Source organism: Vibrio neptunius, from assembly GCA_019339365.1.
Classification (GTDB): domain Bacteria; phylum Pseudomonadota; class Gammaproteobacteria; order Enterobacterales; family Vibrionaceae; genus Vibrio; species Vibrio neptunius.
This window is the reverse complement of the sequence record CP079859.1, coordinates 2,130,927-2,145,605: the sequence shown is the minus strand read 5'-3', so window position 1 is coordinate 2,145,605 and position 14,679 is coordinate 2,130,927. Positions and strand designations below refer to the sequence as shown.

16 protein-coding genes are annotated in these 14,679 nt (G+C 44.4%); 13 read left to right on the top strand and 3 right to left on the bottom strand.

All coding sequences use genetic code 11. The annotated features are described in order from the left end of the window. The first annotated feature begins 4 nt into the window (after positions 1 to 4). From KW548_10170 to ttcA, 9 genes are all read left to right on the top strand, one after another. Positions 5 to 181: a cbb3-type cytochrome oxidase subunit 3 gene (locus KW548_10170; protein ID QXX05587.1), complete on the top strand. Its 177-nt coding sequence runs from the start codon at positions 5 to 7 to the stop codon at positions 179 to 181. Next, entirely contained in the window at positions 178 to 1,158 is a 981-nt protein-coding gene (gene ccoP / locus KW548_10165; protein ID QXX05586.1) for a cytochrome-c oxidase, cbb3-type subunit III, read from the top strand. The genes KW548_10170 and ccoP overlap by 4 nt, the downstream gene beginning before the upstream one ends. Positions 1,159 to 1,241: 83 nt before the next feature. Further along, a complete protein-coding gene (locus KW548_10160) occupies positions 1,242 to 1,721 on the top strand; it encodes a FixH family protein (protein QXX05585.1) in 480 nt (159 codons plus the stop codon). Between the two features lie 9 nt (positions 1,722 to 1,730). Beyond that, positions 1,731 to 4,103 carry a cadmium-translocating P-type ATPase gene (gene cadA, locus KW548_10155; protein QXX05584.1) on the top strand — a complete coding sequence of 791 codons (2,373 nt, stop codon included), beginning with the start codon at positions 1,731 to 1,733 and terminating at the stop codon, positions 4,101 to 4,103. Position 4,104: 1 nt separating this feature from the next. After that, positions 4,105 to 4,269, top strand: a complete 165-nt coding sequence (gene ccoS, locus KW548_10150) for a cbb3-type cytochrome oxidase assembly protein CcoS (GenBank protein QXX05583.1) — start codon at positions 4,105 to 4,107, stop codon at positions 4,267 to 4,269. Next, positions 4,266 to 4,937: a sulfite exporter TauE/SafE family protein gene (locus tag KW548_10145; protein ID QXX05582.1), complete on the top strand. Its 672-nt coding sequence runs from the start codon at positions 4,266 to 4,268 to the stop codon at positions 4,935 to 4,937. The genes ccoS and KW548_10145 overlap by 4 nt, the downstream gene beginning before the upstream one ends. A 91-nt stretch (positions 4,938 to 5,028) precedes the next feature. Continuing rightward, positions 5,029 to 5,778: an FNR family transcription factor gene (locus tag KW548_10140; GenBank protein QXX05581.1), complete on the top strand. Its 750-nt coding sequence runs from the start codon at positions 5,029 to 5,031 to the stop codon at positions 5,776 to 5,778. A gap of 129 nt (positions 5,779 to 5,907) precedes the next feature. Next, on the top strand, positions 5,908 to 6,855 hold the full coding sequence (gene uspE / locus KW548_10135; GenBank protein ID QXX05580.1) for a universal stress protein UspE: 948 nt from the start codon (positions 5,908 to 5,910) through the stop codon (positions 6,853 to 6,855). A gap of 138 nt (positions 6,856 to 6,993) precedes the next feature. Continuing rightward, entirely contained in the window at positions 6,994 to 7,926 is a 933-nt protein-coding gene (gene ttcA, locus KW548_10130; GenBank protein ID QXX05579.1) for a tRNA 2-thiocytidine(32) synthetase TtcA, read from the top strand. A 61-nt stretch (positions 7,927 to 7,987) separates the two neighbouring features. On the opposite strand, the gene KW548_10125 is transcribed toward ttcA, so the two are convergent. The 3 genes from KW548_10125 to KW548_10115 are packed head-to-tail and all read right to left on the bottom strand — an operon-like array spanning position 7,988 to position 10,298. Continuing rightward, positions 7,988 to 8,647 carry a DUF2987 domain-containing protein gene (locus KW548_10125; GenBank protein ID QXX05578.1) on the bottom strand — a complete coding sequence of 220 codons (660 nt, stop codon included), beginning with the start codon at positions 8,645 to 8,647 and terminating at the stop codon, positions 7,988 to 7,990. A 12-nt stretch (positions 8,648 to 8,659) separates the two neighbouring features. Next, positions 8,660 to 9,502 (bottom strand): glucosaminidase domain-containing protein, encoded by an 843-nt coding sequence (locus KW548_10120; GenBank protein ID QXX08033.1) that lies wholly within the window; start codon positions 9,500 to 9,502, stop codon positions 8,660 to 8,662. After that, positions 9,495 to 10,298 carry a hypothetical protein gene (locus KW548_10115; GenBank protein ID QXX05577.1) on the bottom strand — a complete coding sequence of 268 codons (804 nt, stop codon included), beginning with the start codon at positions 10,296 to 10,298 and terminating at the stop codon, positions 9,495 to 9,497. Before KW548_10115 ends, KW548_10120 begins: the two co-directional genes overlap by 8 nt. A gap of 366 nt (positions 10,299 to 10,664) precedes the next feature. Between KW548_10115 and potA the strand changes: the two genes are divergently transcribed. The 4 genes from potA (at position 10,665) to KW548_10095 (ending at position 14,566) form a co-directional block, all read left to right on the top strand. Beyond that, a complete protein-coding gene (gene potA / locus KW548_10110) occupies positions 10,665 to 11,798 on the top strand; it encodes a spermidine/putrescine ABC transporter ATP-binding protein PotA (protein QXX08032.1) in 1,134 nt (377 codons plus the stop codon). Continuing rightward, on the top strand, positions 11,779 to 12,639 hold the full coding sequence (gene potB, locus KW548_10105) for a spermidine/putrescine ABC transporter permease PotB (GenBank protein QXX05576.1): 861 nt from the start codon (positions 11,779 to 11,781) through the stop codon (positions 12,637 to 12,639). Before potA ends, potB begins: the two co-directional genes overlap by 20 nt. Beyond that, positions 12,639 to 13,409, top strand: a complete 771-nt coding sequence (gene potC / locus KW548_10100; GenBank protein ID QXX05575.1) for a spermidine/putrescine ABC transporter permease PotC — start codon at positions 12,639 to 12,641, stop codon at positions 13,407 to 13,409. Before potB ends, potC begins: the two co-directional genes overlap by 1 nt. A gap of 122 nt (positions 13,410 to 13,531) precedes the next feature. Next, the gene (locus KW548_10095; GenBank protein QXX05574.1) at positions 13,532 to 14,566 is read left to right on the top strand and encodes an extracellular solute-binding protein; all 1,035 of its coding nucleotides are present in this window, start codon (positions 13,532 to 13,534) and stop codon (positions 14,564 to 14,566) included. Positions 14,567 to 14,679 lie beyond the last annotated feature (113 nt).

Below are 14,679 nucleotides of genomic sequence, written 5' to 3'. Positions count from 1 at the left end.
AATTATGGATATCGGTACTATTCATGGTATTTGGACCATAGTGCTTTTCGTGTGCTTTATAGGTGTAGTTTGGTGGGCTTACGGTAAGAACCGTAAAGCTCGCTTCGATGAAGCTGCGAACCTTGTTTTTGCCGATGAAGAGCAAACGCCCTCAAAAGAACAAGGAGTGACTAAGCAATGACTACATTTTGGAGTCTTTGGATAATCATCATTACGGTCGGTACACTGGTCGGCTGTGCTGCGCTACTTTTTTGGTGCCTTAAAGATAAAATGGGCGTTGAAGAAGGTGCAGATATGGGTCACGAATACGATGGTATTCGCGAGCTAAACAATCCATTGCCTAAATGGTGGACGTATCTGTTTGTAAGTACATTCGTATTTGCGGCCATTTACTTCACACTTTATCCGGGCTTGGGCAGTTTCAAAGGCATACTAGGTTGGCAGAGTTCAGATCAACTGGTAACAACGCTTGAGGAATCAAAAGCTTCCATCGCGAGAGCTCAAGAAAACAAACAGCTTGTGCAATACGCAAAAGAGCTAGCTGATGCAGACACTTACTTCGGTGAGGCCTTCAATCGTCTGGCTTATGTGGAAGGTTCTTCTCAACTGCGCCCTATCCCAGAGATTGCTGCTGATCAAGAGGCAATTAAAGTAGGACAACGTTTGTTTCTACAAAACTGCTCGCAGTGTCACGGTTCAGATGCTCGTGGCCAGAAAGGTTTCCCTAATCTGACTGATGATGCATGGTTGTATGGCGGAGAACCTGAAGCCATTGTTACGACCCTAATGCATGGCCGTGTTGGTCAGATGCCAGCATGGAAAGACGCACTAGGCGAACAAGGTGTTAAAGAAGTAGTCAGCTATACGCTGAGCCTTTCTGGACGTTCTGTGAATGCACGAGAAGCCGAAGCTGGTAAAGCTCGCTTCGTTGTGTGTGCTGCGTGTCATGGTACTGATGGTAAGGGTAACCCTGCTGTTGGTGCACCAGATCTAACCGATAAAGACTGGTTGTTTGGCGGTTCACGCGCTGATGTAACAGAAACAGTAATGAATGGCCGTTCTGGTGTTATGCCAGCATGGAAAGACATTCTGGGCGAAGAGAAAGTCCAACTGGTTGCATCTTATGTGTGGAGCCTAAGCAACTCGGATAATAAGTAACATTTCAATACCAGCCCCTTTTGAAGGGGCTGTCTTTCCTTTACAGTTAAAGCCCTAATTTATTTTTTATTGAGAACTTTTGTATGGAAAAGCCTTGGTATAAGCAGTTTTGGCCGTGGTTTATACTCTCCTTGACGGTCGGAGTGTCTATATTAACTCTGGTTCGAGTCGCAATACTTACCAACCACTCAATTCACTTAGTGACTGAGGACTATTACAAAAAAGGTAAAGGTATTAACGTCGACATCTCTAGAGTCAAAGTAACAAGAGAGTTAGGCCTTGAGGCCACAGTTCGTTCAGAAGGCGACACTGTGCTGATTGAGTTTGATAAAGGCCAGCTAAAGCATTACCCTGCGATCACCGCTATGTTTGCTCACCGTACCCTACCTGACCATGATTTCACGAAGCTCGTTACATCAGACGCTAGTGGTCAATACCGAATTAAGCTTGATAGTGAACTTCAAGGTCCATGGTTTCTTGAGCTAACCCCACACGACGAAAAATGGCTAATCCAAGGCCGTGTAGAATTCCCAACATCGTCAGCAGTCCAACTAACCAATTAAGAAGCGTCTATGTGCAAATCGTGTTATCACTGTGGTGAAGATGTACCAGCCAACACGGATTTCACAGTCGAGATTTTGGGCAAACCACGTGATATGTGCTGCCCAGGCTGTGAGACAGTAGCTCAGACTATCGTCGATAGCGGACTGGTTTCCTACTACCAATATCGAACAGCCCCTGCAGAAAAAGCCGATTTAGTGCCTGAACAACTTCAGGCACTGATTCATTATGACAACGAAGAAGTTCAATCTGAGTTTGTAAGAAACGCCGAAAACAAAGCCGAAGTTACTTTGTCACTAGAGGGTGTATCATGTGCCGCGTGTGCATGGTTGATAGAGAAACAAGTTTCCACTCGCACTGGTGTTCTTTCTATCCGAGTCAACACCACGACCAATCGAGCAATCCTAGCATGGGACAAGACTCAAACTAAACTCAGCGAACTGCTCTCTAGCATTCATCAGCTCGGTTACAAAGCGGCACCTTTTGAAGCAGACAAACAAGAAGCCGCTTATCATGAGTCCATGAAGCAATACCTTTATCGACTGGGTATTGCTGGCTTGGCAACCATGCAAGTGATGATGCTGGCTGTCGCACTTTATCTTGAAGTATTTGGTGACTTGGAGCCTGAATTTAAAAGCTACTTTCGTTGGGTGAGTTTAATCTTCGCAACGCCAGTGATGCTTTACTCTGCCCTTCCATTCTACCTCAACGCATGGCGAAGTATTCGCAGTCGAACACTAGGCATGGATGTGCCCGTCTCGTTAGCGATGATCTTCGCGTACTTTGCCAGTTTGGTAGCAACCGTCACCGAGCAAGGTGAAGTCTTCTTTGAATCCATCTCTATGTTTGCGTTCTTCCTCCTCGTAGGTCGATTTCTTGAAATGCGTGCTCGACGCAAAGCGGCAGCGGCAAGCGGTAACTTACTCAAACTTATCCCTGCCATTGCAACTAAGCTAGATGGCGATCAGGTTCCTGTTAAAACGCTTAAACTCGGTGACCAAATACGCGTCCTTCCTGGTGAGCATGTTCCTGCAGACGGGAAGATCATCAAAGGGCGAGTCCATATTGATGAGTCCATGTTAACTGGCGAGTCAGTGCCAGTGGTCAAGAATGTCGATGACTACGTCTATGCGGGGACATTAAATGGTGAAGAGTCATTCGAGCTTGAGGTGACCTCAACCAAAGCAGATTCGATGATTTCCAACATCGTCCGCTTACAGGATGAAGCGCAATTGTCGAAGCCGAAGATCGCTCAAATAGCCGATATTGTCGCCCGTTACTTTGTGGCGATTATTTTAGTAATTGCAGCAGGTACGTGGTTGTTCTGGCATCAGACCAAGCCGGATGACGCATTTTGGATCATGCTTTCAGTCTTGGTGGCTACCTGCCCTTGTGCGTTATCTCTCGCGACGCCAACAGCGCTGACTTGTGCTACCTCTCGAATGGGTAATCTAGGTATTCTTTTACGTAAAGGACACGTATTTGAAACACTCTGTAAGATTAACCACCTTATCGTCGACAAAACAGGCACGCTGACGCACGGCGACATAGTGATAAGCGAAGTAAACACCTTCTCTGATACATCAAAAGAAGAAGCTCTAGCGATCGCAGCCTCACTTGAATGGCACGCAAACCACCCAATCGCTAGGGCTTTTAAGTCATATCACAGCTTGGAAGTTCAAGTGAATGATGTGGAAAACATTATCGGTTCTGGCATTCAAGGCGTTTACCAAGACAAACATGTAAAAATTGGCAGTGCAAGCTTCATTCTCGGTGATCAGGCACAAGCGGAACCTAACTCTGTGTATCTGTCCTTAGATGGCCAACATGTGGCTACCTTCACTTATCAAGATCCAATTCGAGCGGAATCGAAAACATTTATTGAGCGCTTTAAAAAGGCGGGCATCAAAGTCACGTTGCTCACTGGAGACTCCCAGTCTAACGCTGACTTCGTAGCCAAAGAAATCGGAATCGAGACAGTGGTTGCAGGCGCAAAACCTCAAGACAAACTGGAGTATCTGCAAAACGTCGATGACAGCGATGTGACCATGATGATTGGAGATGGTATCAATGATGCCCCTACCCTTGCGGGAGCCCACCTTTCTGTCGCGATGGGAGGTGGTGCTGATGTGGCTAAAGCGTCCGCAGATATGGTTCTGCTCGGCGATCAATTGGACCGTATTCTTGAAGCTCGTAAACTCGCTCTGCAAACACGTAAGATTATCCGCGAAAACCTCGCTTGGTCACTTGGCTACAACATTTTGATCTTGCCATTGGCAGTAGCAGGGTTTGTCGCTCCTTATTTTGCAGTTGTTGGTATGTCTGCGAGCTCAATTATTGTAGTATCTAACTCTCTACGCTTGCTCAAAGAACAAGGTAAATAAGATGGAAAGCCTTTATATCCTTATCCCAATTGCTATCGTTTTGGTTTGTGTCGCCATTGCAATCTTCCTCTGGGCGGTAAAAAGTGATCAGTTTGAGGATTTGGAGCGACAGGGTCACAATATTTTGTTCGACGAAGACGAGAAAAACGAGAGCAAGAACAAATGACGCCAGACTGGTTAGGTGCCTTGCTGATTGGTGTCATCGGCGCAGGGCACTGTATGGGAATGTGTGGAGGCATTGCCTCCATGCTTACCATGGGGCAAGCCAACAGCTCGAAGTTAGTCCCTGTCTTCTACAACCTGGGTAGACTAATAAGCTATTCCATCATAGGCGCTATTGTTGGTGGCGCCATCTCTTCCATCGCTGAAGTCAGCACAATGAATAATGCCTTAACTTGGTTAAGGTTAGCTGCCGCAGTGTTTATGATTCTATTGGCTTTTTATATTGGTCGATGGTGGCAAGGGCTACTTTATGTTGAGAAGATAGGCCAGAAACTGTGGAAGTTCATCTCGCCAGCAGGTAAATCCTTACTGCCATTAAAGTCCCCGCTCCATGCTCTTCCTTTTGGCTTTATCTGGGGTTGGTTACCATGTGGGTTAGTCTATTCCACATTGACTTGGTCTGCGGTGTCGGGGAGCGCGTTAAATGGCGCTCTAATCATGTTAGCATTTGGCGCTGGTACTCTACCTGCTATGCTGCTCATGGGCTTTGGCGCTACCTATTTACACAAGCTGCAACAATCGTCAATATTTCGTAACTGCGGGGCGTTATTGATCTTATCTTACGGGATCTACACGGCTTACGGTGCGGTAACTATATTATCACTAACATGATATACCCCTGTTTATCTGCGGCTTTTTTAGCTACCCTTTCGTATTAATGAGTGCTAAAATATTGATGTATATCAAATCGTGAAAGGTTGTTATGATTTCTGAAAAGCCTGCAACAAAACGCGTCCAATCCGGCGGATGCGCTATTCACTGTCAAGACTGTAGTATCAGCCAACTGTGTATTCCGTTTACACTGAATGAGTCTGAACTTGACCAATTAGATCAGATTATTGAACGCAAAAAGCCAATCCAAAAAGGACAAGAGCTTTTTAAAGCGGGCGATGATCTTAAGTCTTTATACGCGATTCGTTCTGGCACAATCAAAAGCTACACCATCACAGAACAAGGTGACGAGCAAATTACCGCTTTCCACTTAGCTGGTGATTTGGTTGGTTTTGACGCCATTACAGGCGACCTGCATCCAAGTTTTGCACAAGCACTTGAAACATCAATGGTTTGTGAAATCCCCTACGAAACCTTAGATGACCTTTCAGGTAAAATGCCCAAACTTCGCCAGCAAATCATGCGTTTGATGAGTAACGAAATTAAAGGCGACCAAGAAATGATCCTTTTGCTATCTAAGAAGAATGCAGAAGAACGCTTGGCAGCATTTCTATACAACTTGTCGACGCGATTCTCTCAACGTGGTTTCAGCCCTCGTGAGTTCCGTTTGACTATGACGCGTGGCGATATCGGTAACTATTTGGGTCTAACGGTTGAGACAATTTCCCGTTTGCTAGGTCGTTTCCAGAAATCAGAAATTCTCAGTGTTAAGGGCAAGTACATCACGATTCTTGATCATGATACCCTTATGGAGTTGGCTGGCGTTTCAACAGAATCTTAATAACTTCAATGACGTAGCTTAAAACTGAGCTGCGTCATACTTTTCTCACCTTCATTACTGTTTTTCTAAAAATCTTCATCTAGCTAGGCTACATTAATCATATAACTCACCCACTCCTAAGGAGTTACTATGAGTATCTACAACAAAATACTAGTTGTTGCTGACATTAATAAAGATGAACAACCCGCTTTAGCCCGTGCCATGCAGCTTGCTGCGAAAAGCCGTTCTCGTAGCCATGTGACGTTCTTCTTATCCATCTACGACTTTTCTTATGACATGACCTCAATGCTGTCTATCGATGAGCGTGACGCAATGCGACGTGGCGTTATTGGTCAACGTGAGCAATGGATGCAAAACGTGGCTAAACCCTACACTAATGCAGACATTGATTTTGAAGTAAAAGTCGTGTGGCACAATCGCCCCTATGAAGCTATCGTCGCTGAGACATTCGCAGGTAGCCATGACATCGTAATCAAAGGTACGCGTAAGCACGATGTTCTAGAATCCGTGATTTTCACGCCAACGGATTGGCATTTACTGCGTAAATGCCCTTGCCCTGTGTTACTGGTGAAAAATGCAGATTGGCCTGAAGATGCCAGTATTCTCGCCTCTGTCCACGTAGGCTCTGAAAATGACACTCACTTAGGCTTAAATGACAGCATGGTCGAACAGCTTAAGAGCCTCACCGAGCGCTTAGGCGCCAAGCCGTATCTAGTTAACGCCTACCCTGTGACGCCTGCTAACATCACAATCGAACTGCCAGAGTTCGATCCAACAACCTACAGCGATGCGGTACGTGGCCACCACCTAACTGCAATGAAAGCGCTGCGCCAAAAGCATGGTTACGACGAGCAGCAAACCATTGTTGAACAAGGTTTGCCTGAAGATGTCATTCCTGAATCTGCTGAAAAGCTTAATGCCGCAATGGTTATCGTCGGAACAACCGGCCGAACAGGTTTATCTGCCGTGTTTATCGGTAATACTGCAGAGCATGTCATTGATAAGATCAACTGTGACGTTCTGGCGCTGAAACCTAAAGGCTATATTAGCCCGCTAGACCCTAAAACAGCAGTTTAAAATTAAAATGTCAAATCCCCTCAAGACTACTTGAGGGGATTTTTTATAGCGTTCTATTATTAGAACTGGCATCTAATTCATTTATCCGTATCATACCCACTTCATTTTGGTTTCATGATTGATTAAGACTGCAAGCGAATGACTGAGCAAACTCAAGAGCTAACAAAAGCTCAACAATACAATTTCAACAAGTTACAAAAGCGTATTCGTCGGAATACAGGCCAAGCGATTCAAGACTTCAATATGATTGAAGAAGGTGATCGCATTATGGTGTGTTTATCAGGCGGTAAAGACAGCTTTACTATGCTTGATATTCTGATGAGTTTGCAAAAAAGCGCGCCGATTAACTTCTCGCTAATTGCAGTAAATCTAGATCAAAAACAGCCGGGCTTTCCGGGACACATTCTCCCTGAATATTTAGAGTCTTTGGGTGTTGAGTACAAAATTGTAGAGGAAGACACTTACTCGATTGTTCAGGACAAGATTCCTGAAGGTAAGACAACTTGTTCTCTATGTTCTCGCCTACGTCGCGGCATTCTATACCGTACCGCGAACGAACTAGGTGCAACTAAGATTGCTCTAGGTCACCACCGTGATGATATTTTAGAAACTCTGTTCCTAAACATGTTCCACGGCGGAAAGATGAAAGGCATGCCACCTAAGCTAGTATCAGATAACGGTGAACATGTGGTTATTCGCCCACTGGCTTACTGTCGTGAGAAGGACATCATTAAATTCTCTGACATGCGTGGTTACCCTATCATTCCATGTAACCTTTGTGGCTCTCAGCCAAACTTGCAACGTCAAAATATCAAACATATGCTGAACGACTGGGACAAGCGCTTCCCTGGCCGTATTGAAAGCATGTTCCGAGCAATGCAAAATGTTGTGCCTAGTCATTTAGCGGACCATGAGCTTTTCGATTTTAAATCGATCGACAAAGACTCAGGTGTTATTAACGGTGGCGACATCGGTTTCGACAAAGAAGAAATGCCAAAGCAGCCTATTGTTGATGAAGATAGGTTTCAGGAATTTGATCCTAGCTTACAACTTGATGTCACCAACATCTAAATGCATTTAGAATTAAAAAAGGGTCGCAGCAGCGACCCTTTTTGTATAAACACCCAGCGGATCAGTTAGCTTTGGATAGATAAGGCAAAACACGCGCTGTTTCTTGAGGTAATGTCATAGTACCGCCTTCACCAATTTCCGATAAAGCGATCTGTACTTTACCATTCACGATCGGCTTACTAGAGCCATTAGAGAACTCCACTCTTGAATTCAGTTTGTTAGCGAACTCAAGCGTCACTCCATCTACATCTGGGGTAAACCAGCTGGAAAACATCCCACCTAAGTCTTCAAGCATAGCCTGCATCTGCGGCATCAACTTTTCTACGTCTGCGTAGGCAATCTCACCGTTAAATGGTTCTTTCGTCATCACAACCATTGAGAAGTCACATCGTTGATCCATTGGCGTTTGCACAAAAACAAGTGGGTTAGCTGATTTAAGATTGTTGTCCAGTGGAACGAGCAATTCATGGTATGGCGAAGATTTCAGCTCTTCATAGTGTTCTTCTTTTTCCATCCATGCCTTTTCAATAACACAGTTTTGTTTTGTATCGGCATTAAGGAAGAAGAAACCGACTTTGACATCTTCATGCCCTTCTTTCACATTCTGCTTCATATGAGTGAAGAGCTTTGAATAGGTAAACATGTATTCTTGAGCAGAGACAGGTAACGCCGCAGCAGAAGTCACTGCGGCAGTTAAAAGAGCTAACGATAATTTTTTCATTGAGTGTAATACTTATTTTTTAGTAAGGGTGTCTTCCCAGAACGCCTGATTGTGCCTGATCATCGTTTGTAAGTCCTTGACGTATGCCTCACCTCGCTCAGAGTATTTCAACAACCCATTGGTCAAGGCAATCGCTGCATTGATGTCTGTCAGGCTCTCTCCCCTCAGGTGGCGTTGATAGCGAATTTCTCGCAATTCTTCGTAAGCTCGATTTCGGTTCACGTTCATAAAGTAGCCCTTTATCGATTGCTGTACCGAACTGAATTTTTCCACCTCATGTGTCATGCCCTCTCCGCGTTGTAGCGGAACGAGGCCACAACCGGAGCTATAGCACCATTGGCCGAAATAATTGTTCGCTTGAGTGGCAAATCGCGATGTTCCCCAAGCGGACTCATTGGCACCCTGCACTAGGACTAACGCTTCTGGAATGACATCGATACGATGAAACATTTGATCAAGCCACTGCTGGCTAATCCCATTAGAATCCAACTCGACGTTGTAAAGCTTTCCTAATCGCTTCGCATAACTTTCGTCATCATTGGAAAGCCGATCTGCTTGGAAGTTAACTTGTATCTTGTCCAATCGACTTCGTTCGTTAAGAATACGTTGATTTTCAAATGCGATACCTGGGCGCAGATAGTCGAAAAAGGCTTGTTTTTTTGCTGATACATTGGTGATGGCTGAAAAGTCAGGGGCTTGACCTACAGAATGACCATCAAACGATATAGATTGTTCTGTCGTCTGGGCCTGCTTTCTGCGTTCACGTTCCTGAGCTTCATTTTTCTCATAGCTATAAAAGCTGCAGCTGGCGATTAAGCCAGCTGCAGCGATAGCAAGGAATTCACTTTTACGCATTGAACACTTGTGAATCGTCGTCATTGTCATCCTCATCTTTCGGCCTGCCCGTTGCGACAACCTTGAGTTTGATACCGAACATATTGCGATAGATAATACCCTTCACATGGAAGAAGAACGGTAAAACAAAGATTAAACCTAGACCATAGAACATGGCTCCTGCCACAAACATTAACATAACCAATGAATAGATCCCTGCCAAAACAAAAATCTTTTTATTCACCGCACGTAAAGACAGTAATAAAGATTGCATTGGTGGGATCTGCTTCTCACATATGAGAAGGATAGAATTGCTAAATGCAAGAGACAAATACATAGACAGAAATGGCAGGATCATGCCTGCAATTCCTTGAAGCAATAAGCTAAACAAGGTCGCTAAAATAACAGGCACCGTATATTGGAGCCCTTTACCAATATGACGAGGCTTTGTTGATAAGCCAGCAACATGACTCATTGCCATTAAGCTGATACCCGCATAAATAGGTGCACTCACTACTTCATAACTGAAGTTTGCAATAAATATCGCCTGGATGATTCTTGGATCAATACCTTCAGGGTTTGTCACTGCATCAAGAATGATTGAAGGGTCACCCAGTTGAAGTTTTACCGCAACATAGAAAATCGCGAGTTGAACAAAAATCAAAATGATAATAGCGGGAGAAAACGACAAGAAATTTTTGATCGTATGACCCCACGCCTCTCTGAAAACTTCCCCAGCTTTTAATTCGTAGTTACCAGAAAGCGCACGTTCGACACTTCCACCTAAATTGAAATCTTTTTCAATATCATTATTCATTATTGAATCCGGTGCTTAATGAATCTTTCACTAAGCTAACTTGTTGATTAAGAGTTATGTTTCGATATTCCGCCATTATACTGAATCCTTTCCAAGTCCAAAATCGATTCACGCTCATCGGCTTGCTTTATTGCCTACATGGTTGATAATTGACCATTCAACGCGCAAGTAAGGCCAAAATCTGACTTCGATTTTCTATGTTTGATGCATTAAATTTGTCTAAAAACAGTATGGTAAGGAATGTTTACTTTTACCTGCAAAATTTTTTGTGTTTCAAGGTAAGAAAATGCTTTGATTTCACACTTTTGGTGATTATGATGCGCGCCTCTAAATTGTGTAATTACAGGTCATTTTCTGTTGGCCGGAGTGGGAGAAAAACAGACGTTGAACGCTAAACAAAAAGCAGGACAACCAGTTATCCGTTTAACTGGCATCAGCAAAAGTTTCGATGGTAAAGAAATTATCGGAAATCTTAACCTCGATGTGAACCACGGAGAATTCCTAACGATTTTAGGTCCGTCTGGTTGTGGTAAAACCACGGTATTAAGAATGATTGCTGGTTTTGAGGCCGCTGACAATGGCGACATCATTCTTGATAACCAGAATGTTACTCAAGTCCCTGCTGAACAGAGGCACGTCAACACTGTATTTCAAAGTTACGCATTGTTTCCCCACATGACCGTTTTTGACAACGTTGCATTTGGCTTGCGTATGCAAAAAGTGCCCGCGGATGACATCGAACCACGTGTTTTGGAAGCATTGAAAATGGTGCGTCTTGAGAAAATGGCTCAGCGTAAACCACACCAGCTTTCAGGAGGCCAGCAACAGCGTATCGCTATTGCGCGTGCTGTCGTCAATAAACCTAAGGTGTTACTGCTTGACGAATCTCTGTCTGCGCTAGATTACAAGCTTCGTAAACAGATGCAAATTGAGCTTAAACAGCTTCAGCGCCAGCTTGGTATTACCTTTATCTTCGTCACACACGACCAGGAAGAAGCATTGTCCATGTCAGATCGTATTATTGTTATGCGTGATGGCGTTATTGAGCAAGATGGCTCTCCACGTGAGATTTATGAAGAGCCTAAGAACTTGTTCGTTGCCCGCTTCATTGGTGAAATTAACGTATTCGATGCCACCATGATTGAACGCATGGATGACAAACGCATTCGCGCCGAGATCGAAGGTGTGGAGTCGATTGTTTACTACGATAAAGAAGCGCTAACCGGTGACAAGCTACAAGTTCTGCTGCGCCCAGAAGATCTTCGCCTAGAAGAAATCAAAGAATCCGAGCAAAAAGGGATTGTTGGCCACGTCACAGAACGTACTTATAAAGGTATGACTCTCGATTCTGTGATTGAATTGGAATCAGGCATGCGAGTCATGGTCAGCGAGTTCTTTAACGAAGATGATCCTGATGTGGACCATTCATTGGGCCAGAAAGTGGCGATTACTTGGGTTGAAAGCTGGGAGGTCGTTCTCAATGATAAGCAAGAAGCTTAATCTGCAGAACGCCATCATCACACTGGTCGTCGGTTGGCTAGCGCTGTTTGTGCTTGTGCCCAACCTAATGATTATTGGTACCAGTTTTCTGACTCGTGATGAAGCGAATCTAATTGAACTCACTTTCACGTTCGACAACTACATTCGTCTGATGGATCCGCTCTATGCGAAGGTGCTTTGGCATTCTTTCTATATGGCAATCATTGCAACTCTCTTGTGTTTGGTGATTGGTTATCCTTTTGCCTATATCGTTGCGAAGATGCCTGAGAAATGGCGCCCTATCATGCTGTTTTTGGTCATAGTGCCTTTTTGGACCAACTCACTGATCCGAACCTATGGTCTTAAGATTGTGCTTGGGACACAAGGTGTGTTGAACAAATCACTCATGGCAATGGAAATCATCGATAAGCCTATTCGTTTGATGTACACAGAGACGGCGGTGATGATCGGCCTAGTCTATATCCTATTGCCATTTATGATTTTGCCGCTCTACTCTGCTATTGAGAAGCTCGATAATACCTACATTGAAGCGGCGAAGGATCTTGGAGCAAACAAGTTTCAGACCATCACCAAAGTCATTCTGCCGCTCACCATGCCAGGTATCATCGGCGGATGTTTACTAGTGCTTCTTCCTGCGTTAGGCATGTTCTACATTGCGGATCTACTCGGTGGGGCGAAAAACCTGCTTATTGGTAACGTGATTAAAAGTCAGGTGCTCAATGCCCGAGACTGGCCGTTTGGTGCTGCGACAAGTATCGCGCTCACTCTTGCCATGGCGATCATGCTCTATGCCTACTATCGAGCAGGTAAGTTATTGAACAAGAAAGTGGAGCTAGACTGATGGGACGTACAGTTAGATTTAGCTTTATGGCGTTGGTGTATGCGTTCTTGTATCTACCCATCATTGTATTAATCGTTAACTCGTTTAATGCCAATAAATTCGGCATGAAATGGGGAGGCTTTACCACCAAGTGGTACGAAACATTAGTGAACAATGACAGCTTAATGCAAGCCGCTTGGCACTCACTGAATGTCGCTATTTTTTCAGCGACAGCAGCAACTGTGATCGGTAGCCTAACGGCCGTTGCCCTATTCCGTTATACGTTTAAAGGAAAAGGTGCCGTCAATGGCATGTTATTCGTTGTGATGATGTCACCAGACATTGTTATGGCGATCTCTCTGCTCGCGCTGTTCTTGGTATTGGGTGCGCAACTGGGCTTTTTCACCCTGTTGATTGCACATATCACCTTCTGTTTACCTTTTGTTGTGGTTACGGTTTATAGCCGCTTAAATGGCTTTGATGTGAAAATGCTTGAAGCCGCCAAAGACCTTGGTGCTAGCGAATGGGTTATTCTCAAACAAATCATTCTGCCACTGGCGAAACCTGCCGTGGCCGCTGGTTGGTTGCTAAGTTTTACGCTTTCTCTGGACGATGTCATCATCAGCTCGTTCGTGACCGGGCCAACCTATGAGATATTGCCACTCAAGATCTACTCAATGGTTAAAGTGGGGATCTCTCCTGAGGTGAATGCGCTGGCCACAGTCATGCTGATTGTTTCACTCATCTTAGTCGTGATTTCTCAGTTACTGGCGAGAGAAAAAGTGAAATAGATTTGAATCTTCTTTCATGAAACAGAATGGCTTGATGCCATTCTGTTTTTCTATCGACCGCCGCTTATGCTCACGCGATGACTCAAGAGCATTCGGCAACGTTTGGTTTGGAGCTAACGTCAATGAAAAAATGGGCTACTTTTTTAGCTGGTAGTGCATGCGCGCTTTCACTGTTCTCTGGTTCAGTGCTCGCTGATGAAAACAAAGAATTGGTATTTATGAACTGGGGGCCATACATCAATAGCAGCCTTCTGGAACAATTTACCAAGGAAACCGGTATTAAGGTTATCTACTCGACTTATGAGTCAAATGAAACCTTGTATGCCAAGCTAAAGACACACAATCAAGGTTACGATTTGGTTGTACCTTCGACGTATTTCGTCGCCAAAATGCGCGATGAAGGTATGCTGCAAAAAATCGATAAATCTAAGCTAAGCAACTTCAATAATCTGGATAAAAACTATCTAGATAAACCTTATGACCCTAACAATGACTACTCTATCCCTCACGTTGTTGCGATTACTGGTCTAGCGGTCAACGCCGATATGTATGACCCGAACGATTTTCAGAGTTGGGCAGATTTATGGAATCCGGAGCTTGAAGGTCAGGTCATGATGATGGATGACACACGTGAAGTGTTCCATATTGCGCTACGCAAATTGGGTTATTCGGGCAATTCAACTGATGCGAAACAAATTGACGAAGCTTACACTGAGCTGCAAAAATTAATGCCTAACGTATTGGTGTTTAACTCTGATAATCCAGGGGCGCCTTATATGTCAGGTGAAGTCGGCGTAGGCATGCTGTGGAATGGCAGTGCGGCGGCAGCTCAAAGTGAAGGCATGAACCTTAAACTGGTATTCCCCAAAGAGGGAGGCATTGGTTGGGTGGATAACTTTGCAATTTCATCGGGTGCAGTAAACGTAGACGCAGCACATAAGATGATCGACTTCCTCCTAAGACCTGAAATAGCGGAGCAAATCTCTCGTGACACTGGGTACTTAACCGCCGTTGAAGCATCAAACGCAAAGTTTAAAGATGTTGCTCCACTCTTCCCTTCTCAAGAAGATCTAGACCGTGTCGAGTGGCAAGATGCCGTTGGTGATCTGACGGTGAAATATGAAGATTACTTCATGAAGCTGAAAGCGGGTCAATAAACATTCATTTTCTGCGAAATAGGCAGCATTCGCTGCCTATTTTCGTTATTGGCTGATATAATTCTTCCCCGTATGGTTTGTCGTCACGATAAACGTCCTTACTCACGGCTTTA

What these genes read in the sequence shown, in the direction of transcription:
- KW548_10170 (QXX05587.1), top strand. Translation starts at nt 5, where the DNA reads ATGGATATCGGTACTATTCATGGTATTTGGACCATAGTGCTTTTCGTG.
- ccoP (QXX05586.1), top strand. Translation starts at nt 178, where the DNA reads ATGACTACATTTTGGAGTCTTTGGATAATCATCATTACGGTCGGTACA.
- KW548_10160 (QXX05585.1), top strand. Translation starts at nt 1,242, where the DNA reads ATGGAAAAGCCTTGGTATAAGCAGTTTTGGCCGTGGTTTATACTCTCC.
- cadA (QXX05584.1), top strand. Translation starts at nt 1,731, where the DNA reads ATGTGCAAATCGTGTTATCACTGTGGTGAAGATGTACCAGCCAACACG.
- ccoS (QXX05583.1), top strand. Translation starts at nt 4,105, where the DNA reads ATGGAAAGCCTTTATATCCTTATCCCAATTGCTATCGTTTTGGTTTGT.
- KW548_10145 (QXX05582.1), top strand. Translation starts at nt 4,266, where the DNA reads ATGACGCCAGACTGGTTAGGTGCCTTGCTGATTGGTGTCATCGGCGCA.
- KW548_10140 (QXX05581.1), top strand. Translation starts at nt 5,029, where the DNA reads ATGATTTCTGAAAAGCCTGCAACAAAACGCGTCCAATCCGGCGGATGC.
- uspE (QXX05580.1), top strand. Translation starts at nt 5,908, where the DNA reads ATGAGTATCTACAACAAAATACTAGTTGTTGCTGACATTAATAAAGAT.
- ttcA (QXX05579.1), top strand. Translation starts at nt 6,994, where the DNA reads ATGACTGAGCAAACTCAAGAGCTAACAAAAGCTCAACAATACAATTTC.
- KW548_10125 (QXX05578.1), bottom strand. Translation starts at nt 8,647, where the DNA reads ATGAAAAAATTATCGTTAGCTCTTTTAACTGCCGCAGTGACTTCTGCT.
- KW548_10120 (QXX08033.1), bottom strand. Translation starts at nt 9,502, where the DNA reads ATGCGTAAAAGTGAATTCCTTGCTATCGCTGCAGCTGGCTTAATCGCC.
- KW548_10115 (QXX05577.1), bottom strand. Translation starts at nt 10,298, where the DNA reads ATGAATAATGATATTGAAAAAGATTTCAATTTAGGTGGAAGTGTCGAA.
- potB (QXX05576.1), top strand. Translation starts at nt 11,779, where the DNA reads ATGATAAGCAAGAAGCTTAATCTGCAGAACGCCATCATCACACTGGTC.
- potC (QXX05575.1), top strand. Translation starts at nt 12,639, where the DNA reads ATGGGACGTACAGTTAGATTTAGCTTTATGGCGTTGGTGTATGCGTTC.
- KW548_10095 (QXX05574.1), top strand. Translation starts at nt 13,532, where the DNA reads ATGAAAAAATGGGCTACTTTTTTAGCTGGTAGTGCATGCGCGCTTTCA.